The organism is Zhongshania sp. (genome assembly GCF_029212375.1).
Taxonomy (GTDB): Bacteria; Pseudomonadota; Gammaproteobacteria; order Pseudomonadales; family Spongiibacteraceae; genus Spongiibacter.
The window spans coordinates 159,849-184,369 of record NZ_JARGNU010000004.1; the positions used below are offsets into that span (position 1 = coordinate 159,849).

General features: G+C 49.8%; 21 protein-coding genes and 1 tRNA gene. 15 read left to right on the top strand and 7 right to left on the bottom strand.

Annotated elements, in window-relative coordinates; translation table 11 throughout:
• The first annotated feature begins 92 nt into the window (after positions 1-92).
• From P1U47_RS06340 to P1U47_RS06355, 4 genes are all read left to right on the top strand, one after another.
• Entirely contained in the window at positions 93-3,182 is a 3,090-nt protein-coding gene (locus P1U47_RS06340; protein ID WP_301027802.1) for a parallel beta-helix domain-containing protein, read from the top strand.
• A gap of 451 nt (positions 3,183-3,633) precedes the next feature.
• Positions 3,634-4,050, top strand: a complete 417-nt coding sequence (locus P1U47_RS06345; protein ID WP_301027803.1) for a hypothetical protein — start codon at positions 3,634-3,636, stop codon at positions 4,048-4,050.
• Positions 4,051-4,100: 50 nt separating this feature from the next.
• Positions 4,101-4,997: an alpha/beta hydrolase gene (locus P1U47_RS06350; protein WP_301027804.1), complete on the top strand. Its 897-nt coding sequence runs from the start codon at positions 4,101-4,103 to the stop codon at positions 4,995-4,997.
• 146 nt (positions 4,998-5,143) lie between these two features.
• A complete protein-coding gene (locus tag P1U47_RS06355; RefSeq protein WP_301027805.1) occupies positions 5,144-6,004 on the top strand; it encodes a hypothetical protein in 861 nt (286 codons plus the stop codon).
• A 54-nt stretch (positions 6,005-6,058) separates the two neighbouring features.
• Here the strand turns inward: P1U47_RS06355 and P1U47_RS06360 are convergent, their stop codons facing one another.
• Entirely contained in the window at positions 6,059-6,958 is a 900-nt protein-coding gene (locus tag P1U47_RS06360; RefSeq protein WP_301027806.1) for a LysR family transcriptional regulator, read from the bottom strand.
• 134 nt (positions 6,959-7,092) lie between these two features.
• Here P1U47_RS06360 and P1U47_RS06365 point away from each other — a divergent pair, with 134 nt between their 5' ends.
• From P1U47_RS06365 to P1U47_RS06385, 5 genes are all read left to right on the top strand, one after another.
• Positions 7,093-7,752, top strand: a complete 660-nt coding sequence (locus P1U47_RS06365) for a histidine phosphatase family protein (RefSeq protein WP_301027807.1) — start codon at positions 7,093-7,095, stop codon at positions 7,750-7,752.
• Positions 7,753-7,791: 39 nt separating this feature from the next.
• Positions 7,792-9,015: an acyl-CoA dehydrogenase family protein gene (locus P1U47_RS06370; protein ID WP_301027808.1), complete on the top strand. Its 1,224-nt coding sequence runs from the start codon at positions 7,792-7,794 to the stop codon at positions 9,013-9,015.
• A gap of 9 nt (positions 9,016-9,024) precedes the next feature.
• Positions 9,025-10,053, top strand: a complete 1,029-nt coding sequence (locus P1U47_RS06375; RefSeq protein WP_301027809.1) for a phosphotransferase — start codon at positions 9,025-9,027, stop codon at positions 10,051-10,053.
• Between the two features lie 23 nt (positions 10,054-10,076).
• Positions 10,077-10,856 carry an SDR family NAD(P)-dependent oxidoreductase gene (locus tag P1U47_RS06380; protein ID WP_301027811.1) on the top strand — a complete coding sequence of 260 codons (780 nt, stop codon included), beginning with the start codon at positions 10,077-10,079 and terminating at the stop codon, positions 10,854-10,856.
• A gap of 116 nt (positions 10,857-10,972) precedes the next feature.
• A complete protein-coding gene (locus P1U47_RS06385; RefSeq protein WP_301027812.1) occupies positions 10,973-12,508 on the top strand; it encodes a hypothetical protein in 1,536 nt (511 codons plus the stop codon).
• A gap of 16 nt (positions 12,509-12,524) precedes the next feature.
• On the opposite strand, the gene P1U47_RS06390 is transcribed toward P1U47_RS06385, so the two are convergent.
• Positions 12,525-13,544: an AraC family transcriptional regulator gene (locus tag P1U47_RS06390; protein ID WP_301027813.1), complete on the bottom strand. Its 1,020-nt coding sequence runs from the start codon at positions 13,542-13,544 to the stop codon at positions 12,525-12,527.
• A gap of 231 nt (positions 13,545-13,775) precedes the next feature.
• On the opposite strand from P1U47_RS06390, the gene P1U47_RS06395 reads away from it, so the two are divergent.
• The 3 genes from P1U47_RS06395 to P1U47_RS06405 are packed head-to-tail and all read left to right on the top strand — an operon-like array spanning position 13,776 to position 17,881.
• Entirely contained in the window at positions 13,776-15,737 is a 1,962-nt protein-coding gene (locus tag P1U47_RS06395; protein ID WP_301027814.1) for a TonB-dependent siderophore receptor, read from the top strand.
• Complete coding sequence (locus P1U47_RS06400; protein WP_301027815.1) at positions 15,725-16,288, top strand: YfiR family protein; 564 nt, start codon at positions 15,725-15,727, stop codon at positions 16,286-16,288. Before P1U47_RS06395 ends, P1U47_RS06400 begins: the two co-directional genes overlap by 13 nt.
• Before the next feature lie 21 nt (positions 16,289-16,309).
• The gene (locus P1U47_RS06405) at positions 16,310-17,881 is read left to right on the top strand and encodes an ATP-binding protein (protein WP_301027816.1); all 1,572 of its coding nucleotides are present in this window, start codon (positions 16,310-16,312) and stop codon (positions 17,879-17,881) included.
• Positions 17,882-17,917: 36 nt separating this feature from the next.
• On the opposite strand, the gene P1U47_RS06410 is transcribed toward P1U47_RS06405, so the two are convergent.
• Positions 17,918-17,994: transfer RNA gene (locus P1U47_RS06410), tRNA-Arg, on the bottom strand.
• A 75-nt stretch (positions 17,995-18,069) separates the two neighbouring features.
• Positions 18,070-18,534: a xanthine phosphoribosyltransferase gene (gpt, locus tag P1U47_RS06415; protein WP_301027817.1), complete on the bottom strand. Its 465-nt coding sequence runs from the start codon at positions 18,532-18,534 to the stop codon at positions 18,070-18,072.
• A gap of 184 nt (positions 18,535-18,718) precedes the next feature.
• Here gpt and P1U47_RS06420 point away from each other — a divergent pair, with 184 nt between their 5' ends.
• On the top strand, positions 18,719-20,062 hold the full coding sequence (locus P1U47_RS06420) for a sigma-54 dependent transcriptional regulator (RefSeq protein WP_301027818.1): 1,344 nt from the start codon (positions 18,719-18,721) through the stop codon (positions 20,060-20,062).
• 37 nt (positions 20,063-20,099) lie between these two features.
• On the opposite strand, the gene P1U47_RS06425 is transcribed toward P1U47_RS06420, so the two are convergent.
• Entirely contained in the window at positions 20,100-20,447 is a 348-nt protein-coding gene (locus tag P1U47_RS06425; protein ID WP_301027819.1) for a translation initiation factor Sui1, read from the bottom strand.
• 93 nt (positions 20,448-20,540) lie between these two features.
• Here P1U47_RS06425 and P1U47_RS06430 point away from each other — a divergent pair, with 93 nt between their 5' ends.
• Entirely contained in the window at positions 20,541-20,762 is a 222-nt protein-coding gene (locus P1U47_RS06430; RefSeq protein ID WP_301027820.1) for a SlyX family protein, read from the top strand.
• 88 nt (positions 20,763-20,850) lie between these two features.
• Here the strand turns inward: P1U47_RS06430 and P1U47_RS06435 are convergent, their stop codons facing one another.
• Positions 20,851-21,111 carry a cold-shock protein gene (locus tag P1U47_RS06435; RefSeq protein WP_301027910.1) on the bottom strand — a complete coding sequence of 87 codons (261 nt, stop codon included), beginning with the start codon at positions 21,109-21,111 and terminating at the stop codon, positions 20,851-20,853.
• A 433-nt stretch (positions 21,112-21,544) separates the two neighbouring features.
• Here P1U47_RS06435 and P1U47_RS06440 point away from each other — a divergent pair, with 433 nt between their 5' ends.
• Positions 21,545-24,175, top strand: coding sequence for an ATP-binding protein (locus tag P1U47_RS06440; RefSeq protein ID WP_301027821.1), 2,631 nt, complete (start codon positions 21,545-21,547; stop codon positions 24,173-24,175).
• A 69-nt stretch (positions 24,176-24,244) separates the two neighbouring features.
• On the opposite strand, the gene P1U47_RS06445 is transcribed toward P1U47_RS06440, so the two are convergent.
• Positions 24,245-24,454: a cold-shock protein gene (locus P1U47_RS06445; RefSeq protein WP_301027822.1), complete on the bottom strand. Its 210-nt coding sequence runs from the start codon at positions 24,452-24,454 to the stop codon at positions 24,245-24,247.
• Positions 24,455-24,521: the final 67 nt, after the last annotated feature.

Consider the following 24,521-nt stretch of genomic DNA (forward strand, 5'->3'; position numbering starts at 1 on the left):
TTCCGCATTGTACCTAATTCTTTACAAGGTAGCATAATTGCTTGATGGCGGCAGGCCGCTCAATAGTTCATAGACGTCGCAGATGGAATGTTATGTTGAAATTCAAGCAAAGAGCCGTATCTCACTATTTACTATTACTGCTGGTGCTTATCCTTGCAGCTTGTGGTGGTAGCTCTAGTTCTAGTCCGAACTCGGGTAACCCCGATACGGGTGGTAACTCCAATACCGGCGGTAACCCCAGTGCCGAGGACGGGCAGGGGCGTACTTTCTTTATCGCAAACGGGCCGAATGCGACCACTGAGATGGTGTTGGCGATGATCAGCGCCAAACCCAAGGATGTTATTGAATTTGGTGAAGGCTATTTTGAACTTAGCTCTGGTATTCAAATATCCGGCACAGAAGATATCCTCGTTAAAGGCCAGGGTATGGATAAAACGGTACTCTCGTTCAAAAATAGCGGCTCGCAGGAAGGCTTTCTTGCCACCACCGTGCGCGGCATTACCGTTGAAGATTTGACGGTGCTGGATTCGCCAGGTGATGCTTTCAAACTACAGGGTGTTGATCACGGAACGTTACGTCGCGTTCGTGCATTTTGGTCTAGCGGGCGCAACACGGCCAACGAAGACACCATAACGGCGGCAAATTATAAAACTAAGCTGCAGGTTGCCTGTACTGATCCGGCGCGGCACAACCCTGATAATCCCAATCCCCTTGAAATGGATACGACGTCACCAGATTACAATGTCAGTAAGTTGTCGGGCCGCTATGGGGTTTACCCAGTAAACTCGCGGAATATTTTGGTTGAGTATGTGGAATCGGTAGGTGCATCTGACGCCGGTATTTATGTAGGTCAAACCGACAACGCGATTATCCGTAACAGCCGCGCCGCGTTTAACGTATTTGGTTTTGAAATTGAGAATGTGCGCGGCGGTGAGTATGTCGACAATTTGTCGGAATGTAATACCGGCGGTTTCTTGGTTTATGACTTAGACGGCCTAACGCGTTACGGTAGCCGTACCCGTATGTACCGCAACACCTCGCGCAACAATAACACTTACAACTTTGCCGAACCCGGCAGCATCGTATCTAACGTACCTCGCGGTACCGGTATGTTGACCATGGGTTACGACAAGATCGATATTTTTGATAACACCTTTGAAGACAACGGCACTGCCGGTATTGTGCACACGAGCTACAAGCTATTTGGTGTGCCTGGTGATCGCCGTATGGATTTATACAGTGAAGGTGTTCACATTTGGAATAACACCTTTAAAAATAACGGTAACGATCTACCTAGCCCTGATTTCGCCTCGATTATCGATACCGGCGGTGAGCAGGTCACCTCCGCATTCCCTATGTTAATCGGTTTAAAAATGGTGGCTGGCACCGGTGAATACCGCGGCGCGCACATCGCATGGGATGGCTATGAAGACGAATACAATGCCGATTGTCCCTATCCAATTGACAGTAATGGCGATCCGATTCCAGCAGATGCTGAAGGCAAACCTATTTCGGGTAACCAGTACCCCAATCCTTCCTGCCGTTACAATGCCTATAAGTTTAACGAGGCTGGTGAACGCAAGAAGCCGCAGTGGTGGTATTCCTGTATTGATGCCAGTAATAACTTTGACAGCGACAGCGCTACCTTCGCCAATTTTCACGGCACCGAAGGCCTAGAAGCGCTGTTATACCTGCCACCGCAAGGCCCAGAAGACCTTATAGATATTGTGACCAGTCTGCCAAACTTCCCTGTGGATACCGATATCACGCCGCATCTCTGTGACGAGACCTATGGCAGCAACATGGCGCCGTTACCGCCTATTGTGATTCCCGAGTTTGTGCCTTCTGGCACAATTGATCCCGCGCCGTCAGATGCATTGGTCGACCAGCTGTGTAATACCACGGTAGCCGCCGGTGAGATCAATGCGGCGGCCTATACGGTAAATTGCCCACGTCTTGATCAGTACCATTTATTTGCCGATGCAGAGGACCCTACAAGCCTACCCAATGGCCAGGGTGTGCCCTTTGTGCTGAATACCAAGTTGTTTTCGGATTACGCCACCAAGTATCGCGTGGCCTATATTCCTAAAGGCGAGCAGGCTATTTATCGCGATGGTAATGACAACGCCAATGCGGCAATTTTATTCCCCGTCGGAACAATTCTCGCTAAGACCTTCTCTTTTACGAATGAAACGAAGCAAACTGAAGCAGCAGCTGAGACGAGGTTGGTCATAAAACGGCAAACCAGTGGTGGTCAGTATTATTGGGAAGGGTTGGAATATATTTGGAAAGCGGAAAATGGAGAGAAAGTCGCATATTTGACCCAGCAGGGCGGGTTGATGAGCGCAAGCTGGGATTACAGCGACGTTAATAGTGGTGATCACTACCAAGGCTCAACGGCTGCCTATGTATTGCCAAACGCTAACCAGTGTCAAAGTTGTCATGCCAATGACGATGCCGAAACAGGCTCTGCGCCCATTGGCCCCAAGGCGCGGAATCTTAACCGTCCGTATAGCAGCGAGTCGCCCCTTGCCTCGGGTATGGATGCGCATGCGGTTAACGGCAAAAACCAATTGGTATTTTGGTGTGAAACCGGCTTAATGAAAAACTGCCCCAGCAACATGGAAGTCGATTCAAATACACAGTATCTGAAGGCTGTTGAACGCAACCCAATCTTTAATATGCCGGGTGACTCGGGCTTTGATTCAAACAGCGACAAAGATGTGGAGGCGCGGGTACGCTCTTACCTTGAAGTGAACTGTGGCCATTGCCACAATCCCCGCGGATTAGCGCAGAACACCGGTTTCTATCTTGATGTATTTCGCTCAGTAAACGATACCTTTGGTATATGTAAAGGTCCGACTGCCAGTGGTAGTGAAGGTCGCGGTGGTCGTGAATATGACATTGTTCCTGGAAACGCCGCAGAATCTATTCTCCCCTACCGCCTAGGGCCCGAAGCCAATACTCTGGCGGCACGTATGCCGCCGATTGCGAGGAGTACCGTGCATGCCGCTGCATTTGATTTGATCACTAAGTGGATCAATGAAGTAGTTGATGACAGTTATGACAACGCGGATGCTTGCAAAACGACTAGCAGCGGCGGTGGCGCGAACGGCGGAATTTGCCTGCCAGGTGAAATACCTTTGCTCGGTGGGGCCTGTTTGCCAGCGGGTAGTTTGTAAGTTTTACCAGAAACGTAATAACAAATTCGCCATCTAAGTGCGGCGAATTTGTTATGTTAAACCCAGAACGTCTGTAATTTTATCTATATAATTCAATATGTTGTATTTGTTCAGCGCTTTTTATGTCTGCACTTTTTGTGGCAGAATTTGTCTCATTTGATTACCTGATGCAGTCGCTTCATGGCGTATAGAACGCTATTTGTTACATAGCTGGAAATCATGCGCCGAGTGGATCAGGTCTAGCTTGTGATTACTTTGAAATGAAACGAAATTCAGTGTCGTCACCCCTTAATTGCAGCAGCGAGGTTTTACTCATTGCGGCGATTGTCTTTCATTCCACTTACGCTAAGTACACCAATATACTTTAATCATTGTGGAATAAAGGTCTGGTGTTATTCTGTAATGACAGTGTTAGCATTCATAAAGAATGCGAAGTCTAAGGACATGAATAATGCTAAGAATGAAATTGATTAAAAAGGGTTTGTTACTCTCCGTGTTGGCTGGTTTTGGGGTAACTGCCTATGCGCTTGAAAGTGGCGATATTGAAGGCCGAGTTGGCTTTATAGATGAAAGTACCGGTGCCAAGGTGGAAGCGGTTGAGCGCGGTGAGCAGTCTGGCGAGTATCGGGTGCTGATTTCGATTCCAGGTAAGGCTGGCGCTGAGGCTTTGGAAATTGAGGAGGTCCTCGTTAGTGCTCCTGCAATTAGCCCTGATGCAGCGGATTTGCCGGCGCCGACGCGCTACGAGTTTGTAAAGGATTACAGTGCTGACCGCTATGGCTTATATATTTATATTGGCAAGAGCAAGGATTGGCCGTTTCGGATTTATTTTAAAGACTCAGATAGTGAGCTAATACACAATCACTAAGCTGGCGTGCAACTGGATTTAAACCTGATATTTGAGCGTTTGGTGATGTAATGCAGTGGATGTGTGGCAAGGCGCAGGCTAATGGAATTGAGCTTGCTTACCAAGAGCTAGGTGGCAATAGTGCGCCAGCAATATTGTTAATTATGGGGTTTGCCAGTCAACTAACGGTGTGGCCCGAGGCATTTTGCCAGAGTTTGGCCGCAGCGGGTTATCGTGTTATTCGCTTTGATAATCGCGATGTGGGTTTGTCTCACAAAGTATACGATCAAGTGCCGCCAGGCATTGTTGGTTTGCGCTTGCGTAGCAGTCTGCGCCTGCCCATTCGCGCGCCGTATACCTTGGATGATATGTGCGCTGACGCAGTGGCGTTATTGGATGTATTAAACATTGAGCGGGCCCACATTGTTGGGGCATCAATGGGCGGTATGATCGGCCAGTTAATGGCAATCAACTACCCAGAGCGAGTGGCGAGCTTAGTGTCGATGATGTCGAGCTCGGGTTATGGCGGCATGAAACCTGCGGTTTTGATGCATTTCATGAAAAAGCCTAAAGCCCATAGGGTGGCACAAATTAGCCACGCGCTTAAAACATGGCAGCTTATTTCTAGCCCAGAGTTCGGTGATCCCGAACCCCAGCTTAGAGCGCGCATCGCCGCGGCCTATGAGCGCAATCACTACCCTGCAGGTAAGGCGAGGCAGTTGGCAGCCATTGTGGCCAGTGGTAATCGCAAAAAGTTACTATCTAAAATTTCCGCGCCAACTCTAGTGATTCACGGTGACAAAGATCCGATGTTGTCGCTAAAAGGTGCGCGGGATACCGCGCAGCGTATTCCCAATGCGCGCCTAGAAATTATTCCGGGGATGGGTCACGATTTGCCCACAGCAATGCTGGAGCGCTTGGTCAATTTAATTCTCGGTCATGTCGATGCGGTGAAAATGGCGGGCTAGTACCTAAGTGCCGAACTGGTACTTAAGCTCAGCTGACGTTTGCTTCTTTCTGTAAATTTGCCATATTAAGCACCTTAGTGCGGGCTTCGTGTGTAATAGTGCGATGATTGCGCGGGGTCTTGGGGCTGTTTAAAGGGAGTTTGCAGATGAAATTACATAATAAATATAGCGTTGCCGTCATCTTTTTCTGTGTGTTTGCTATCTTTTGGGGGTGTGCCAAGGAGGTTCCAAATAGCAGGGTCACGAGTAATAGTGGAATTTATGACGAGGCTACTGATGACAGTCTCGATACCCACCCCGATGCCATAACGGCGGCACCTGAGTTGCTAGCGGTGCCGGCGCCCGTCGTTGATGCTGAGCAACCGTCCCCTATGGCCGCGCCAGACGAAGTGCATGCCAGTAGTGATCATAGCGTTCAAGACCTGGTGGAAGAGCAGACCGTTGCCCTAGATAACTCAAGTGAGCGTTTGGGCGATTACAAGGTGGAGCTAGGGGGTGATTCGCATCTCACGTTTCCGTCTAACTCTGGGCAGCTTATTGTGTGGATTGGCGATGCCGAGTACTCGGCCACGTTTCCCGATGATTTTAATATTGCCACTTCAACAATTCCTGCGTTGGGCGAATCGGCTACCGTTAAGCCTTATGCTCCCGACTTTGAAGTAATACCGGCGGAAACCGCCTGTATTAAAATTCATCGTCGCGGTTCAAGTGTGCGTTTTGAGCTGCGCCCCATTAAGGGCGGTCATTTTAAAGTGGGGGCCGACGTTAATTTGTTTGGCTCCGACGATTGCACAGGTATTGCAGTGCCGCAGGCGGCGACAAGCTTAGCTGTTGATGTTGAGGTGAGTTGGTGGGCGTGGCTAATGTTAAAGGTGAAGGTACTTGGCGATATTGCGTGGACCCAGTTTGTCGATTTTTGGGCAGAGGCCGTGGCGATTTTGTTTGCTTTAATGTTGTTCTTGCTGCGGGGGAAGTTGCTCAGTAAATTTGGTTTCGGTAGCAAATAAGGTTCTTAACTTAAAATAATATTTATTCGTCACGGGTGATGGCGCAATTACTGGTCACGCTCTACTAACGTGGCTTTCACGCATAATAAATTCTCGCAGCCATAGCAGAGCGGGATCATGGTCTACACTTTTGTGCCACAGCATTTGCAGCTCCAATTTTGGGGTGTTAAAGGGCAGGGCGTGGCTGTTGAGCTGCCAGTGCTGGGCAATAGTCTTGGGAATGGCCGCGATAAAATCAGATTGGGCGAGCAGTGCTGGCAGCGCAGCATAATGCTGTAGTCGCAGTGCTATTCGGCGTTTTTGACCAATCGAACGCAGAGCTAAGTCGATATGCCCTGAGCCGGTCATGCGGCTAGAGACATGAATGTGGCTGCTGGTGAGAAAGTCCTCAAGGCTTAGCTCGCACTTCGTTGCGCTTAGCGGGTGGTCGGGGCGCATTACGCAAACATATTCGTCGGTGTGCAGGGGCTGACTAATGAGTTCGGGGTGGCTGAGCAACGGTGCGTCGACCGCTAAGTCTAAATTGCCACTGGCTAGCTCATAGGCCGCTTCGCGACGTTTGATGAACACCACCTCAAGATTAACGCTTGGTGCTTCACGGTTTAGTTGAGTGAGTAATCTGGGCAGCAAAATAAGCTCAGCGTTTTCGGTGGCGTGAATCCGAAAGGTTTTATTGACGGTGGCGGGATTAAATTCAATGCGCGCGGTAATGCAATTATCGAGGTTTTTCAGCGACTCACGAACAGTGGCAATGAGTTGCCGAGCCAAAGGTGTTGGCCCCATGCCGTTTTGGGTGCGCACAAATAGCGGGTCGTCGAAGATGGCGCGCAGCTTCGCCAGCGAGCTGCTGACGGCGGGCTGGGTAACGTGTAGAACCCCAGCAGCCTTCGTTAAGCTCTGCTGAGAATAAATGGCGTCGAAGACAACGAAGAGATTGAGATCTATCTTTGACATGTGCACACCATCCGTTTGTTTCAATAATAAGCAATGCTTATTATGCGACATAAAAACAATAAATTTCAATAATGATTGTGCGCTTGTTATTATCAGACTTCACTATCCAACGCAGCGCCGATTTAGGAGTTTTCATGTCAGAGGTCATTGTAGTCAGGCACGGCCAAGCCGCGTTTGGCACCGACGATTATGATCGGCTCACGGAAGTTGGCTGGGAGCAGGCTCGGCTGTTGGGAGAGCATTTGTCCGGTGCCGCGCAGCCCATTACCGCGGTATTCACGGGCACCATGCGCCGTCACCGTGAAACCTTAGCGGCTATTCGCGATGTTTTGCCAGCCGTGCCAGACGCCACCGAACTGCCGGGCTTAAATGAATACGATTTTCATCAGCTGGTAAGCGCCTACTTAGCGATGTCGGGCGAAGTAATTGATTTAGGTAATAGCCGCGCATTTTACCGAACATTACGCCAAGCCTTAATGGCGTGGAGCAGGGATGATTTGGCTGATGTGGCCGAACCTTGGTCGGCGTTTGAGGCGCGGGTAAAAGCGACCTTGGCCCGTGTAGCGACGCCTAAGGGTAGTGTGTTGGTGGTTAGCTCGGGTGGGCCGATCAGCGCAATGTTGCGCGAGGTGCTCAAGCTCGACGTTGAAACTATGGTTAATCTGAACTTACAGGCCAAGAACACCGGCGTAACCCGCTATTTCACCAAGGGTGAGCACTTTAATTTAAACGCGTTTAACGGCGTTGCTCATCTTGATCAGCCGGCTACTCGGCACTTAATTACTTATACCTGACATTTACCGTCTATTTGATTTACCAAAGAGGAAATAGCAATGAATTTAACGCCATCAGCCAAGGCCCAAGATTTACTACAACGGCTCAGCGCCTTTATGGACGAGCATATTTACCCCAACGAGAAGGCCTATGCCGAGCAGTTGCACAACGCTGAGAATCGCTTTGGCATTATCCCGTTAATGGATGAGCTCAAGCTTAAAGCCAAGGCGGCGGGCTTGTGGAATTTGTTTTGCCCAGAAGAGTATCCCCAATACTGCGAGCATGGCGGTTTAAGCTTTCTCGACTACGCGCCCCTTGCCGAGTTAATGGGCCGGGTTATTTGGTCGCCAGAAGTGTTTAACTGCAATGCGCCAGACACCGGCAATATGGAAGTGTTTATGAAATACGCCACCGACGCCCAGCGCGAAAAGTGGTTAACCCCCTTGCTTAATGGTGATATTCGCTCTTCTTACGCGATGACCGAGCCTCAAGTAGCGTCTAGCGACGCCACCAATATTGAACTCAGCATTGTTAAAGACGGTGACGAGTGGGTTTTGAATGGCCGCAAATGGTTTATTACCGGCGCCATGAATGAGCGCACGCAAATCTTTATTGTGATGGGCAAATCTGATCCTGAGAATGCCAGCCGTCATAAGCAGCAGAGCCAAGTATTGGTGCCCAAGGGCACACCTGGCTTGTCGATTGTTCGCCCGCTGAGTACCTTGGGCTACGACGATGCGCCAATTGGTCACGCCGAAATAGTATTAGAAAATGTGCGGGTGCCGCTGGAGAATATCTTGCTGGGCGAAGGCCGCGGCTTTGAAATTGCGCAGGGCCGTTTGGCCCCCGGCCGTATGCACCACTGCATGCGTTTGATTGGCGCCGCGCAGCGTTCGCTGGAGCTGGCCTGCCAGCGCGCAGTGTCACGCACCACCTTTGGTAAGCCGCTGAGCAAGCACCAATCGGTGCGCGAAGAAATCTCCAAGAGCTTTTCTGAGATTGAAATGGCGCGCCTGCTAGTATTAAAAACCTGTGTGCAGATTGACGAACAGGGACCAATGCAGACTACCGACATGATCGCGGCGACCAAAACTACCGTGCCACTACTGGTCCAAAATGTGATTGATCGCTGTATGCAATTGCATGGCGCTGGCGGCCTGACCGAAGATTATTTTATGGCCGAAGCCTTTAACTACGCGCGCTGGTGTCGTCAGGCCGACGGTCCAGATCAAGTGCACCAAATGGCTTTGGGCAAACAAATTATTGATCGCTACGCTGTTTAAGGAGGACGCATGGCTACTACCTTTGATTTAGATGTCGCGGCATTAGGCGCATATCTTGAAAAAAACATAGCGGGCTTTAAAGGACCGTTTACCGCCGATAAATTTGCCGGTGGCCAGTCCAACCCGACCTACCTTATTGCCGCCGCCAGTGGTAAATACGTTCTGCGGCGTAAGCCGCCAGGTGAATTACTGAAGTCTGCCCATGCGGTAGACCGAGAATTCCGCGTGATGAAGGCGCTGGGCCAAAGCAACGTGCCCGTGCCGAATATGCGGGTGCTGTGTGACGACGATAGCGTCATCGGTTCAATGTTTTATGTTATGGATTACATTGATGGCCGTATTTTTTGGGATGCGGCGCTACCAGAGCAAAGTCCGGCAGAGCGTGGCGCTATTTACGATGCCATGAATCAGGTATTGGCTGATTTACATAATGTAGATGTCGACGCGATTGGCTTGAGTGATTACGGTCGCCCAGGTAATTATTTTGAGCGTCAGCTCAGCCGCTGGACCACCCAGTATCGCGCCAGTGAAACGGCAACCGTGCCAGCGATGGAAGCCATGATCGAATGGTTGAATGCCAATCTGCCGCCAGATGACGGCTTGGTGTGTATCAATCACGGTGATTTTCGTCTCGACAATATGATGTTCGACAATAAAGAACCTAAGGTTTTGGCCTTGTTGGACTGGGAGTTGTCGACCTTGGGCCACCCCTATGCCGACTTGGCATATCAGTGCATGCAATTGCGAATTCCCGGTGACGCCGCGATTCCGGGGCTGGGCAGTGTCGACCGCGAGACGTTGGGTATTCCCTCTGAGCAAGAATATGTGCGTCGCTACTGCGAGCGGCGGGGTATTGAGGGTATTGATCACTGGGTATTCTATCTGGCTTTTGCTTTTTTCCGGCTCAGTGCAATTTTACAAGGCGTGTACAAGCGCGCACTCGATGGCAACGCCTCTAGCGAAAAAGCCATGGCCTATGGCGCCTTGGCTGCGCCCTTGGCCGAGCTGGGCTGGGCCTTGATTGAAAAAGGCGAGTAATAGCCGTTAATAAGGGTTTTAAAATGAATGAAGCAATAGCAAAAAGTATTGATTTGTCGGGCCGAGTGGCCTTGGTAACCGGCGCGTCTAGTGGCCTCGGCGCCCATTTTGCTACGGTTTTGGCGCAAGCGGGGGCCACCGTGGTGGTCGGCGCTCGGCGAGTTGACCGTTTGCAGACCTTGGTGGCAAGTATTGAAGCCGAGGGCGGCAAGGCCTTGGCGGTGGCAATGGATGTGAATGATAAGGCTTCAGTTGTTGCCGCATTTGATCAGGCCGAGGCCGCTGTGGGCGCCGTTGCCATTGTGGTGAATAACGCCGGTGTCGCTGATTCTGCTCGTTTTGTAGACAGCTCTGAGGAGCAGTGGGACTTTGTTGTTGATACCAATTTGCGGGCGGTGTGGCGCGTGTCGCGCGAAGCGTCAGCGCGCATGATAAAGGCCGGAATTAGCGGTAGCATTGTTAATATTGCATCAATCTTGGGTCTGCAGCCGGGCGTTAGTAATAGCTTGTATGCAACGGCGAAAGCAGGAGTAATTCAATTAACGAAAAGCGCTGCGCTGGAGTTGTGGCGCAATAATGTTCGGGTTAATGCCCTGTGCCCAGGCTATTTTGAAACTGAGATTAATCGCGATTTTTTCCACTCGGAGAAAGGCCAGCAGTATCTCGGCCGCATACAGCCGCGGCGGCTTGGTCAAATGCATGAGCTAAGCATGCCGCTATTGCTGTTGGCTAGCGATGCGGGGTCGTTCCTTAATGGCGTGGCGCTGCCGGTGGATGGCGGTCACTTGGTGCAGTCACTATAAGGCTTGGCTGTTTGCCTTGGCGCAAATTTGCAGCGTACTGGCGGTTAATGCCAATACATAATAATAAGTCACGGGCTACACTGTTTGGATAAAAATATTCCAACAGAGGTAGCCCAGTGGCAAATACAACTCCCATTCTCATTGCGTCCGGTCAATATGTATTTCGCGATGCGCTAACGGCGGATAATGCGCGATCACCTGTGGATATTGCCGCCGAGGCGGCGAGGGTGGCACTGGCCTCCGCCAATGCTGCTAGCTCCCTTGTCGAGCATATAGACACCATCGCCTTTATTCGCGGTTTTATCGATTCCATCCCCGGTGGCGCAGGCCCCTTTGGGGTGAGCAATAATATTCCGCGCTCTTTAGCGAATCGCATTGGCGCCAATCCCCGCAGCGCAATTTATGGTCGCGAAGGCGGTCATTCCCCACAGCGCTTTGTAAATGAGTTTGCCGAGAAAATTGCCGCTGGCGAAATGTCGATGGGCTTAATTGCTGGGGCAGAAGCAACGGGCATTATGAAACAGGCGCTGAAAAGCGGTTTAGCGCTGGATTGGAGTGAAACCGTCGACGGCGAGTTGGATGATCGCGGCTGCCACCTGTTATTTACCTCCCACGAAGTCAATCATGGCATTACTTTCCCTACCCAAGTTTACCCCTTGTTTGAAAATGCTTGGCGAGTCCGCCACGGCCTGTCTGAAACTGCGCATCGTCGCCTCGCGGCGGAGTTGTTTGCTAAATTTTCTAACGTGGCAGCGCAAAATCCTTACTCCCAATTTCCGCTGGCGCGCAGTGCCGATTTTTTAAACGAAGTTGCGACGGACAATTACTGGGTGGCGCGGCCCTACACCAAATGGATGGTGGCGCAGGATGCCGTCAACCAAGGCGCGGCACTGTTAATGTGTTCGGTCGACAAGGCCATTGAATTAGGTGTGCCAGAATCCCAATGGGTTTATCTGCACAGCTATGCCGACGTAGATGACCGCTGGGTGTCGGAGCGGCCTGACTTGGCGGTTTCAGAAACCATGAACCTGAGCCTAAATGCGGTGCTTAGCAGTGTTGATAAAACCATCGACCAGATCGATATTATGGATATTTACAGCTGCTTCCCCATAGCGGTACTGGCTGCCTGCGAGGCTATGGGCTTAGACTGGACCACCGATAAGCCGCTAACAGTCACTGGTGGCTTACCCTTTTTTGGCGGTCCCGGTAATAGCTATAGTACCAATGCCATTGCGAGCTTAACGGATATGCTTAGAGCTAAGCCCGAGAGTTACGGTTTGATTACCGCCAATGGTGGCTTTTTGTCTAAGCAGTCGGTGGGTGTTTATTCTGCGCAGCCACCAGTAAAACCCTGTCACAACGCCGACCCGAGTTTGCAGGCTAAATTCGACGCGCTGCCGGTGTGCGAGCTGACAGAGCAGGCAGAGGGAGATGGCGTTATTGAAACCTATACTGTGGTGTATAACCGCGGTGTTGCGAACTTGGGCATTGTGGTGGGGCGCTTTGAAGATGGCCGCCGCTTTCTCGCCAATACTGCCGTAGGCGATGCGCATACCTTGCTCGCAATGACCACTGAAGACGAGGTGATCGGTCGTAAAGTTAGGGTGAGCCACGATGCAGGCAAGAACACGTTTACACTTATAAATGATTAACGATGGGTATTGGCGCCTACAGCTGCCGTCGGTAATGCTGGGGTGTCATTCCGGTCCACGTCTTAAACGCGCGGGTAAAGGCGCTGGCTTCTGAAAAACCAGTGCGTTGGGCAATACTTTCAATCGATAGCTTGGACTTGCCAAGGTAGTAGAGTGCGGTATCGTGTCGACATTGCGTTTTAACGTCGTTGAATGTCGTTCCCTCTTGGGCGAGACGTCGCCGTAGAGTTTGCGGGTGCAGCTTTAATTGCTCGGCTATCTCATCAATGCTGGGGGTGTCGATGAGACGTTTGTTGATAATAATACGAACCTGCGCTGTCCAGCTCTTTTCTTTATATTGTTGAATAAGAAACACCAAAATAGGGTGTTGTAAAAATCGGTGTAGCGATTGCTCTGTTTGCTTAGTGGGCAGCTCGGTAAGGCTGCGGTGAAATACCAGCTCGGTTTGCGCCTTGTCGAAGTAGATCGCCTGCCCTAAAAACAAATGCCGGTATTCCTCGGCGTGATCGGGGGCGGGGTATTCTAGGTTAACTGCAATTAATGGAAGATGTTGTTGGGTAAACCAACTGCTGAAGCGATGAAGATTAAACATAATCAATTCAAACGCGTAAGCTTCGTAAGGATGATTTGGATCGCCGCGATGTATCGTCAGTTTGGCTTCATTGCCACAAATTTCAAAATGAGGTTGCAGGCCCCATTCAAACATTTGGTAAAACCGGCAATAGCGCGCCAGTGCGTGGCCAAGTGTTGCGCAGTTAATAAGCGAATAACACATATTGGTCCATGTGCCAGGTAAATAGCGGCCGGGGCCATAACCTAAAAATTCATCATTCATTGCGCGCATAGTAATGGCTTGTAATTTGCCAAAATTTACGGCGGGAACGCGGGCATTTTGCTGCTTAAGTAGCTCGGCAGAAATGCCAGCTTCATGTAAAAGCTGTTCGGGATCCAGCCCATTTGCCGGCGCGTTTCGCAGCACCGCATGCAGAAAATAGTTGGCAACCGATATGTTGCGCATTGAAGAAATATTGCTCATTAGTATTTTTTCAGAAGGCCTTGTTACGTCATTACAACGGGTTTTTGAGCATAAAATGAATTAAGAGCTAAAGTACAAGTGTAAGTCGATGTGCATAATATAGGTAAAAGCGACTATATCACCGCGTGCATGCGTGTATTAGTGTTGACTTAGCGCAACTATGCCACTGATTAGGACGTGAAAAACGATAATAGCTGAGCCATTAAGCACACCCATAAATGAGTCTAAAGCATGTCAAAGTGTTATTGGAAGGCCATAAATAAATTTGGCAAAAATACGGGGCGCGGTGGCTTGTCGGTGTTGGCGCTATTTGTCAGCGCGGTGAGTAGCAGCTACGCGGCAAATTCTGAGCCCGTCATGCTTGCTCGTGTTGATGACTTAGCCAGTTTGAGTCTTGAGTCGCTGATGAATATCGATGTGGTATCGGTGTCTAAGCGCAGTGAGCCGCTGCAGCAATCCCCCGCCGCGGTGTTTGTTCTTGAGGGCGGTAGTATTATTCGCTCGGGCGTCAAAAGCATTCCTGAAGCGCTGCGCTTGATCCCAGGTTTGCAGGTGGCGCGCTTAGATTCTCATACCTACGCCATAACCGCTCGGGGCTTTAATTCTACCGTTGCCGATAAGTTAGAAGTGCTTATGGATGGCCGCAGTTTATATACGCCTTTGTACTCTGGTGTCTTTTGGGACGCGCAGGATACCCTGATGGAAGATATTGAGCGTATCGAAGTTATTCGCGGCCCCGGCGCAGCTCTGTGGGGCGCCAACGCGGTAAATGGCGTTGTGAATATTGTTACCAAGTCTGCGGCAAAAACCCAAGGTGGTTTAGAACAAATTGGTGGTGGTGGTGAGTTTGAAGGCTTTGCGGCGTGGCGCTACGGTGGCAAGCTCGGCGAGCTTGGCCATTACCGTTTGTACGCAAAAACCACTCACTACACTGCTCAAGAAGTTGCGGGAGCGGGTGACGCTGGTGATGCGCGAAATAATGATCAGCTTGGTTTTCGTAGCGATCTTAGGCTTAACGATAGCGATACCCTAACCTTGCAGGGCGATTTGTATAAAGAACGGATCGCGAACCCACTCAGTAATCAAGACGAGTCTATTAGTGGTCACAATGTAATCGCACGTTGGAAGCGGCGTTACGATGATAGCGCTGACACTGAAGTGCAGTTTTATTACGATCAAACTAGCCGCGATGACACAAGAACATTTACCGAAGATCGCAATACCTACGATTTGGAAGTGAAGCACCGTTTTGCCCTAGGCGAGCGTCAGAATTTTGTGGTTGGCGGGGGCTACCATACCACGGATGACAATATTGGAAGCATTAATTCAGCGATACTAAAATTTGTGCCAGCGACGCGTAAAGATAAGACGTTAGACTTTTTCGCTCAAGATCAAATAGCATTAATAGAGAACAAACTGCACCTTACCTTGGGGGCGAAGTACGAAAACAATGACTATACCGGCGATGAGTTTCAGCCCAGCGTACGCGTTAGTTATATTTTAAATGAACATAATACTGCCTGGGGGGCGGTGTCGCGGGCCGTTCGTATTCCAAATCGACTTGATCATACTTTAAATATTTATAACGGCGTTCTTGTTGGCGATGAAAGCTTCAGCTCTGAAGAAGTCATTGCTTATGAACTTGGTTACCGAACTATTTTAACCCCGACTTTATCGACAGACATTGCCGTTTTCTACAATGAATATGATGATCTTCGTGCGTTCTCAGGTAGTTTCGGCGTGCCGCAAGCGGAGCCAATTCGAATTGTAAATGACGGTGCGGGAAGAACCCAAGGGCTTGAGCTTACAGTTCGCTGGGAGCCGTTGCCCGAGGTGAAAGTATTGGCGAGTTACGTCTATCAGGATATGGATGTGGCGGCTAAATTCGGTAGTAAAGATATTAATATCGGCCAGAATGATGAAAACGACCCAAATAATCAACTTAACGTCAGAGTGGATTGGGATGTTGCTGCAAACGTTTCTGTTCAGGCGCGCACGCGCTGGGTTGATGGCCTAGACGATGTTGGCGTAAAAGCCTATTCAGCATTCGATATGACCGCCATTTGGCGAGTAAGTGAACGTGTGGAACTGTCGCTGTTGGGGGCCAATTTACTCGACCCGCAGCACGCTGAGTTTAGTGGAGGCAAGGAAATAAGCCGGAGCCTAACTGGACAATTTACATGGCATTTCTAAACTTAAAATTTGTTAGGCCAGTGCGGCTTTGTAGGCTGCTTATCACGGTGATGTTGCCACTGTTTTGCACGGCTATACATGCCTACGCAGACAATAGCGAGCTGGAATACCGCGTTAAATCTGCCTTTTTGTTCAATTTCACCAAGTTTATTGAGTGGCCAATCGCACAAACTCCGCGCAGTGAATTTGTGATGTGTGTAGTGGGTAATGGTCAGCTGCATGCCAAATTAATAGAAACCATCGGTAATAAGCAGCATGATGGAAAGCCAATTCAATTTACGATGATAAAACACCCTGGCGAAGCCCAAAATTGCCAAATGGTGTTTCTGGGTTTTCTTGAGCGGGAGCGATTAGGTGATTGGATCGGTGCCATGTCTGAACTTGCGGTACTTACCGTGAGCGACGAGCAAGACTTTATCAACTTAGGTGGCATGATTCAGTTTGTTATTATTGATGGCAAGATTCGTTTTGATATAAATCAGTCAGCAGCAAATCGCTTGAGTATAAAAATGAGCTCGAAGCTGTTGGGCTTAGCGCGGAATGTAAATTAATAACAAGGAATAAAACAAGTTATGATTCGCGGCGCTGATATTCCTATTCGAGTTAAATTACTGTCTGCCATTGTGGGTACCACCTCGCTGTGTTTAATTGCCACCGCGGCGGTGTTTGTTGTTTATAACTGGTTTAGTGTGCGTAGTACCTTAACTAATAATCTCGCTGCTGTTGCCGAAGTGTTTACTTTAAATACCACTGCCGCGCTGAGTTTTAATGACGCGCCTGCCGCCACCGAAATATTGTCGTCGTTACGTGCTAAGCGCGAGGTGCTCCAAGCCTGTATTTATAAGTTCGATAATGATGGCCAAGAGTTGCTGTTTGCACGGTATAGCAGTGGCGAAGATCTAAGCCTGCAATGTCCGCAAACCCCGCCGACCGCAGATTTTTTTACACATAATCACCTTGTTGTGGTGAGCCCAGTTATTTTGGGTAATGAAAAAATTGGTAGTTTGTATATTGAGCGAGGCCTTCATGACCTGTGGGAGTCGACTCGCGTCGACAGTATTGTTGTGGCGCTAATGGCTTTAGCCAGTATTGCCATTGCATCGGTTTTGTCGCTGTTTTTACAACGGCTAATTTCAAATCCTATTTTGGCCCTATTAGGTACAACCAAAGCGGTGTCGGTTGCGGGTGATTATTCATTGCGGGCAATACCGACTGGTAATGATGAAATCGGTGAACTGATTTCGGGTTTTAATAATATGTTGGCGCAAATTGAGGGCCGAGATATTGCACTTGAATCTACCAAAAAGGAGTTGGAAGTCAGGATTGAGCAGGCGGATAAGGCCAATAATGAGCTTGAAGCGGCCTTGGCAAAATTAAAAGAAACCCAAGAGCAATTAGTGAATAACGAGAAAATGGCCTCGCTGGGTGGTTTGGTAGCCGGAGTGGCTCACGAGATAAACACGCCAGTAGGTGTGGGTGTGACCGCCGCCAGCACCCTACGAGAAGATACAAAGACGACAACCGGGCTTTACGAATCAGGTGAACTAACTAACTCCTCGCTCAAACGTTATTTTGCTACCTGTATGCAAGCCACGGAAATTATTTTAGGCAATTTGCAGCGGGCTGCAGATTTAATTCATAGCTTTAAACAAGTGGCTGTAGATCAAACCAGCAGCGAATATCGCATGTTTGAAATAAAGCGCTATATCGATGAAACCTTGTTAAGCCTTAAGCCTAAATTGCGCAGTACGGAATTAAAGGTTGAGGTTGAATGTGACCCCAACTTAGCCGTTAATTCTGTGCCAGGCGCAATATCACAAATTATCACTAACTTGGTAATGAACTCGGTGCAACATGGCTACGATGAGGGCACAAAGGGCTGTTTGCGAATTCACGTTGAGGATCAGGCAAAGCACATCCATATTCACTACAGCGATGATGGTAAGGGTATGCCTCCAGAAGTTTTGAAAAAGGTGTTTGAACCCTTCTTTACGACCCGTCGAGGCTCGGGTGGTAGCGGCTTGGGTATGCATATTGTTTACAATTTAGTAACCCAGCAGTTAAAAGGCACGGTCAGTTTGCACAGCAATCTCGGCAAGGGGAGTTCGGTGGATATTGTATTCCCGAAAAGGGAGTTGGATTGAGTCGTTACTTGCAGCTGTGATTGTGCAGAGAAGAGATGGTGTCCCCGACAGGATTTGAACCTGTGACCTGCCCCTTAGGAGGGGGCCGCGCTATCCAGCTGTGCCACGGGGACATCAAATGCGATCAAGGTCACCCGTAACCGCGCCGCAGATTCTATAGTGATTAGCGCTACGAATCAAAAAAAGCCTTATTTTACCAATGGTTCGCTGTAGCTGGGCTCGCTGTCCCAAGGGAAGTGGATCCAGGTGTCTTGGGCAAATTCACGTACGTAGTGCTCGGTTAGGGCCATGGCTTGCGGTTTGGCGTAAATCGTTACAAAGCAGGCCTTGGGCAGCAGTTCTTTAGCGATTCTGGCGGTGCCGCCGGTATCGACTAAATCATCAACGAGTAAATAGCCGTCACCGTCGCCTTCTACGGTTTTCAGAATATTGATTTTACCTTGCTGGTCGTGGTCGTAACTGGCAATGCATAAAGTGTCGACAACGCGTAAATTTAACTCGCGCGCGAGTATGGCGCCAGGCACTAGCCCGCCGCGAGCAATACTAATTATGCCTTTCCAGCTGCGGTCGGTGAGCTTGCGCGCAAGATTGCGGGTGTCGCGGTGCAGTTCATCCCAGCTCAGGTAGTAAACGGGAATATTGGTGTCTGGCATGGTGTTGGCCTTTGTGCTGTCGGCAAAGGTGGCAGATTGTGCCGGATGGCGTGTTCTACCGCAAGACTTGAGCTCTAGGTCATATATTTGTTTTGTCGGAATTTTGACGATCAGTGATGATGCGGAGTATTTTTGTAGTATAGTCAAAAAAATGACGGCACTGGTTCTATCTATGGTAACTGCTTTGCGCATTTTAATTTTGGCCCCCCAGTCATTAACTCAGCGTTTGGCTGCTGTTCTGCAGGCCGTGGGTGAAGAACAAGTAAGTAGCGATTACGTTGGCTTGGACGCTGATAATGTCGACGTGGTTTTCTATGCCGAACTGAATCCTGAACAGAGCGACTACTTAGCTAGATGCTCAGCGCTAAGTGTTCCAATTATATCTACCCCTAGCGCAAAGCCCCTTGCCGAGCATACTTTCAGCCTGCCCGATGATTTCTACTACCAAGATGTTTTAGAGTTGCTATATCGCCTTCGTGCCAGTGTCGGGGTAACGAATCAAGCTGATGTTGGCGCTGAACCCAACGAGGATTTGGTCGGTTGTAGCGCGGCAATTGGCGAATTGCGGCGTTTATTGCGGCAGGTGGCGGATAAAATGGTGACGGTCTTGATTACTGGGCCGTCGGGATCGGGTAAAGAAGTGGTGGCGCGAAGCCTCCATCGCCACTCGCTGCGCAGCAACGGACCCTTTGTGCCGATTAATTGTGGTGCGATTCCGCGGGAGTTGCTGGAAAGTGAGCTTTTTGGCCATGAGCGGGGCGCATTTACCGGTGCGATATCCAGCCGCGCGGGTCGATTTGAGTTAGCGGAGGGCGGCACCCTGTTTCTCGACGAAATTGGCGATATGCCCCTCGATATGCAGGTTAAAATTTTGCGGGTAATCCAAGAGCGCCAGTTTCAGCGCGTGGGCTCAGATAAAACGCGAGTTGCTGATGTGCGTATTATTGCCGCCACACATCGGGATTTGGCTAGTATGATAGCCGCCGGTGAGTTTCGTGAAGATCTTTATTACCGGCTTAATGTGTTTCCCTTGCAGGTGCCGCCACTGGCGGAGCGCCAAGAAGATATTCCGGATTTGATTCGGGTCTTGAGTCGGCAATTAGAGGCTGATGGTCTGGGGCGCTTGCGTTTGGCGAGTTCGGCCCTGCAGTCTTTGGTTCAGCAGCCGTGGTCAGGCAATATTCGCGAGTTGGCGAATTTACTTGAGCGCCTCGTTATTATGTATCCCGATCAAGTGGTCGGCTTGGGGGATTTGCCCGAAAGCTACCGCTGCGCAGCCGAACCTTGGCGGGAGCACGGCGCAGCCGAGCAAGTAGCGGGCTTAGCGGCGACGCCTGAAGCTGCGCTTAGCTCGGCTCTGCCCACAGCGGGACTCGATATGAAGGCGAGTTTACAGGCCTTGGAGCGGTCGTGGATCGAGCAAGCCCTTGCCACGCATTCTGGGGTTGTTAGCAAGGCGGCGGCACATTTGGGCCTGCGCCGAACCACCTTGATCGAAAAAATGCGCAAGCTAGAGATTTACGTCTAAGCTCCTGCAAATGTAGCGAGTTCGCGCTTTGCTGAGCCTAGCCACCGGCCAATTTCACTTGAAAGCCTTTGGCTTCCAGTAGCGCTTTTAGTGCTTGGCGATGATCGCCCTGAAACTCCATGTCGCCGTCTTTGATTGCGCCGCCGGTGCTGAGCTTTTGGCGCAATTCTTTAGCAAGGTTTTTAAAGCTGGCCTCGTCGAGTATCAACCCCTTCACAATACTGACGCCTTTACCCTTGCGACCTTTGGTTTCGCGGTGAATTCGGGCAATGCCGTCGCCGTCTTGATTGGCCGTGTTGCGTTTTTTGCATTGGCATTGCTCGCTGGGTTGTTGGCACTCGGGACACAGGCGGCCCTGTTCGGTGGAATAAACAAGTCTAGACACGAATTTCTCCTATTTTGCGCTGTGCTGATTATAATGGCTGCGCGTCGTCAATGGCGCCTTTCCTAATCAAAATCCTTAGTGGAGTTTATACCGATGGCCAGCGATATTTCTGCCCAACTCATTGACTTGCAAAGTCAATTTGCTTTTCAGGAAGATTTACTCGGGGCTCTCAACGAGCGGGTGATTGCTCAAGATCGTGAGCTGCAAGATATGCGGCGAGCGATCACCCAGTTGAGTGAGCAGCTTCGCCAGCAGAATACTGACTCAGAAGGTGCCGCGCAGTCGATAGAATCAGATCGTCCACCACATTATTAGCGGGCGGGTTCTTTGGCTTGGCGCTTGCGGCTGGGTTTGTTTTGTATAAATGGGCCGCAGGCGAATGTCTGCGGCCTTTTTTTAAAACTTACTTAAGTACAGAAACTTCTTCCGCTTGGGGGCCTTTCTCGCCTTCACTGAGCACGAACTCAACTAGCTGACCTTCATTGAGGCTGCGGCGTCCGCGTCCTTGGCCGCGAATAGAGCGAAAATGCACAAACACGTCGCCGCCGGCGTCGCGGGTAATAAAGCCATAGCCTTTACTCACGTTAAACCATTTTACGGTGCCGCGTTCGCGCTGACTTTTAAATTTGTCGGCCAAGTCGGGCAGGAGGGGTGAAAGCAGCATGGTCAGTAATAGGGCGATGCTGACGATGGCGGCGGGAGCGGCTTGTAAGGTGTTAAAACCGAGAAGGTGTAGAGCCCAAAGGCTGGCAAAGCTCAAGGTGGCAATAAGAATAGTTCTAATTATCAATAACATAAAAATCCAAATATAGCTGAAGTTGAAATAGCACAAAGTTGTTTGGCGGGTTTGAACGCGATAAACCCGCGCGCAAGCATAGCATTTTCTAATGAAAAGGTCGCGGCAGTGCTCAGGCTTGCCTTGAAGCAGGCTTAGCTTGGTATGGGATTAATCAAGCCGTTATGGGATTTGCCAAGATTTGAACTACCCTTAGCAATGAGAACCCCCTTGCGTTGCCAGGCCTTAGTGGAAATTACGCATAGTTACTGGTGACGCGGGCAGGCATGATTCGTATGTTAACTAAAGCTGGGGAATATTCGTGCGCGATTGGGTGAAATCTAAGGAGGGAGGCGGTCAGGCCCAGCGGAATCGCGCTATTTTGAATTTGTCGATAGTTACGCTGTTTCTATTGATGTTTTTGATTGCTTCTTCTGAAATTATTTCTCTAATTGGCGCGTCTGAAAAAGTTAAACAATCAGAAAAAATTGCGCAGGGCTATCGGGTTAGAGAAGACGCCTTATTTGCTTTGGATGCGGTGCTTGATCGTGGTCTTGCGATTAATGAATTTGTTGAGGCCATGGCGCTTGGGGATTTGTTTTTGGCCGACAGTGCGCGCACGCGGCTTATTTCAGGTCGGCAGCTTTTGCTCAGCGAGGCAATGGCAGGTTTTCCGACCGCGATGCGAACAGATATGGCGAGTTTGCTTAATATTTACGCTTCTTACCGGCTGCACCACGATGAAACTGCTAATACTGGCATGCTGCCACTCAATCCACAGCTGGATACCAAGGCGCTGATTTCTGGCCTGCAGAGTTTACGTGCCTACCAGAAAAGTTGGATGAGTGAGTTGAGTGCGCAGAGCGTGGATGAGCGCCGTTTATGGCGCGCGCGGTCAAGTATTGTGGTGACATTTATACTCCTCGGATTTATCCCTTTATTTGGTGGCATTTTCACTTCGCGGCGTTTTGCTCGGGAGCACTTACAGCTTTTAAATACCAGAGAATATTTTACTCAGCTGATCGATAACTTGCCGGGGCTGGTGTTGTTGACCACCCGCAGCGGTGAAGTCCTGGCTGCGAGCAATGCGGTTACTCAGTATTTAGGGCATTCCAAGGAGTGGTATAAGCAGGGGACGATGGCCCAGTTACTACCAAAGCGTTTCCGCCAGCAGTATCAGCTCTATAGTAAAAACTACCTCGACACCAAAGGCGAAATAGTAAAGGGCCGAGAGCTACTGGTGATGAATGCGGGCGGCAAAGAGTTACCCGTAGAACTCCATTTCGGTCATTTTGACACGAGTGAGGGTGAGGTATTGCTGGTTTGCTTTAGAGATGTAACTGAGCAGCGAGCCCTTTATCAGCGCTACCAGCATCTTCAAAAGCGTTTTGATATGGCAATGACCGCATCGCGGGACGGGTTGTGGGACTGGGATTTGATTAGCAATGAGGTTTTACTTAGCGCGTCGTGGTTAGAAATGATGGGCATTAGGGAAGGGCACCCCCTAAATGGCTTTGTGGTATTTAAAGACAGTGTTTACAGCGAAGACCGCCAAAGGGTTGAGCGTGAGGTGGACCAGTTTTTGCGCGGCAAGGATATTTTATTCCGCACTGAGTATCGCCTACGCAGTCGAGATGGGCGGGTTTGTGATGTGGTGAGTCGAGGTTGCGCGCTGCGCAATAGCGAGGGAAAGGTTCTGCGAATTGTAGGTGTGCATTCAGACGTTACTTCTTTTAAAGAGGCTGAGCGGGAAGTGCTGCGTTTAAATCGCAATCTCGAAGATCGAGTTCGCCTGCGTACCCAGCAATTAGAAAACGCGTTGGTTAGCGCTGAGGCGGCCAACAGCGCAAAAGCCGCATTTTTATCGGTAATGGGCCATGAAATTAGAACCCCGATGAATGGCGTGCTGGGTATGGCCGATTTACTGGCAAAAACGAAATTAGATCGCGAACAACAAATGATGCTGAATACGGTGCGTAGTTCCTCGTTGAGCCTGCTAACCACACTTGATCATATCCTTGATTACACTGCGCTGGAGTCGGGCGGCGTTGAGATTGTTCCTGAAGAGTTCCAGCTTGTTGAATTTATTGAGGGAATTGCCGACAGCGTGGGTTTGCAGTTAGCCAAAAATAAGCAGCGCTTTATACTGCATATCGGGGCAGATGTGCCCGCACGAGTAAGCGCAGATGCAAATCATTTGCGTAAAGTTGTGCTTAATTTGATTGATAACGCCATTAAATTCTCGGTAAACACGATCCCGCAAGGGATTATTCAGCTGCGCTTGGGTCTCGCCGCGGATCAGTCTGAATTGCCGTCTGGGCAGCAACGCCTAGAAATAAACGTTATTGACAACGGTATCGGTATTTCGAGTGACCAGCGAAGTCAGCTTTTTGAACCATTTGTGCAAATTGAAAACAGTCGCACCCGCCGATTCGGGGGCACCGGTTTAGGTTTAGCCATTGCTGCGCGCATGATAAAACTCATGGGGGGGCGGGTCGGGCTGACGAGCACCGCAGGCCAAGATACCTGTTTCACGGTAAAGCTCCCTATTGATGTGCCCGAAATATTGCCGATTGTTGAGCCGTTTAGTGATATTACGGTTTTGGCATGTGTTCCAGAAAAGCTACTGCGCAATGCGGTTGCCGCTATTCTTGAACGGCACGGTTACAAACTTCAATGTTTTGAGTCGACTGCTGAGTTAATGACGCAAATTGATGAGTTAAATGCGGCGGCAATTGTGTTAGTTGCAAGCGATAATCAGGCAATTTTGGACTGCTGCACTGCGCAAAAATTAAAGGTAATTAAGCTAAGTGAGCGGCCTCGAGATAAGACAATCTTGGGTTTAGGCTTGGTTTATACCGACCCGCTTTTACCCTCAGCACTAATGCGGGCGTTAGAGCGCGAAACGCGTTTGCTAAACTCCATAATTACCGAGGATGATGCCAGCCAATAGCGGGTATTGGCGCGGGTTCGGTTTTCTGCGTAGCCGGTTTTAGCTAGCGGCACATACGTTTGGCGTTGCTTAGACTTTTGTTACGTCCTCAGCCTGCAAGCCTTTGGGGCCGTTAATTAAATTAAACTCCACTGTTTGGCCTCCGTCTAAAGTGCGATAACCGTCGCCGCGAATAGAACGAAAATGCACAAAGACATCGCTGCCTTCACTGTGGCTAATAAAGCCAAAACCTTTCGCATTATTAAACCATTTAACCGTGCCGGAAACGCGTTCACTCATCGTTGTACCTCGTAGAAATACTTGTGACTGGGAATGATGCTACAGGAATCGTTTGCGTAAATAAGCG

Bases quoted from the DNA above. Each gene is read 5' to 3' on its own strand.
- P1U47_RS06370 (WP_301027808.1), top strand. From the start codon at position 7,792: ATGAATTTAACGCCATCAGCCAAGGCCCAAGATTTACTACAACGGCTC.
- gpt (WP_301027817.1), bottom strand. From the start codon at position 18,534: ATGCCAGACACCAATATTCCCGTTTACTACCTGAGCTGGGATGAACTG.
- P1U47_RS06395 (WP_301027814.1), top strand. From the start codon at position 13,776: ATGTCAAAGTGTTATTGGAAGGCCATAAATAAATTTGGCAAAAATACG.
- P1U47_RS06355 (WP_301027805.1), top strand. From the start codon at position 5,144: ATGAAATTACATAATAAATATAGCGTTGCCGTCATCTTTTTCTGTGTG.
- P1U47_RS06390 (WP_301027813.1), bottom strand. From the start codon at position 13,544: ATGAGCAATATTTCTTCAATGCGCAACATATCGGTTGCCAACTATTTT.
- P1U47_RS06380 (WP_301027811.1), top strand. From the start codon at position 10,077: ATGAATGAAGCAATAGCAAAAAGTATTGATTTGTCGGGCCGAGTGGCC.
- P1U47_RS06405 (WP_301027816.1), top strand. From the start codon at position 16,310: ATGATTCGCGGCGCTGATATTCCTATTCGAGTTAAATTACTGTCTGCC.
- P1U47_RS06340 (WP_301027802.1), top strand. From the start codon at position 93: ATGTTGAAATTCAAGCAAAGAGCCGTATCTCACTATTTACTATTACTG.
- P1U47_RS06430 (WP_301027820.1), top strand. From the start codon at position 20,541: ATGGCCAGCGATATTTCTGCCCAACTCATTGACTTGCAAAGTCAATTT.
- P1U47_RS06375 (WP_301027809.1), top strand. From the start codon at position 9,025: ATGGCTACTACCTTTGATTTAGATGTCGCGGCATTAGGCGCATATCTT.
- P1U47_RS06345 (WP_301027803.1), top strand. From the start codon at position 3,634: ATGCTAAGAATGAAATTGATTAAAAAGGGTTTGTTACTCTCCGTGTTG.
- P1U47_RS06400 (WP_301027815.1), top strand. From the start codon at position 15,725: ATGGCATTTCTAAACTTAAAATTTGTTAGGCCAGTGCGGCTTTGTAGG.
- P1U47_RS06350 (WP_301027804.1), top strand. From the start codon at position 4,101: ATGCAGTGGATGTGTGGCAAGGCGCAGGCTAATGGAATTGAGCTTGCT.
- P1U47_RS06365 (WP_301027807.1), top strand. From the start codon at position 7,093: ATGTCAGAGGTCATTGTAGTCAGGCACGGCCAAGCCGCGTTTGGCACC.
- P1U47_RS06445 (WP_301027822.1), bottom strand. From the start codon at position 24,454: ATGAGTGAACGCGTTTCCGGCACGGTTAAATGGTTTAATAATGCGAAA.
- P1U47_RS06360 (WP_301027806.1), bottom strand. From the start codon at position 6,958: ATGTCAAAGATAGATCTCAATCTCTTCGTTGTCTTCGACGCCATTTAT.
- P1U47_RS06435 (WP_301027910.1), bottom strand. From the start codon at position 21,111: ATGCTGCTTTCACCCCTCCTGCCCGACTTGGCCGACAAATTTAAAAGT.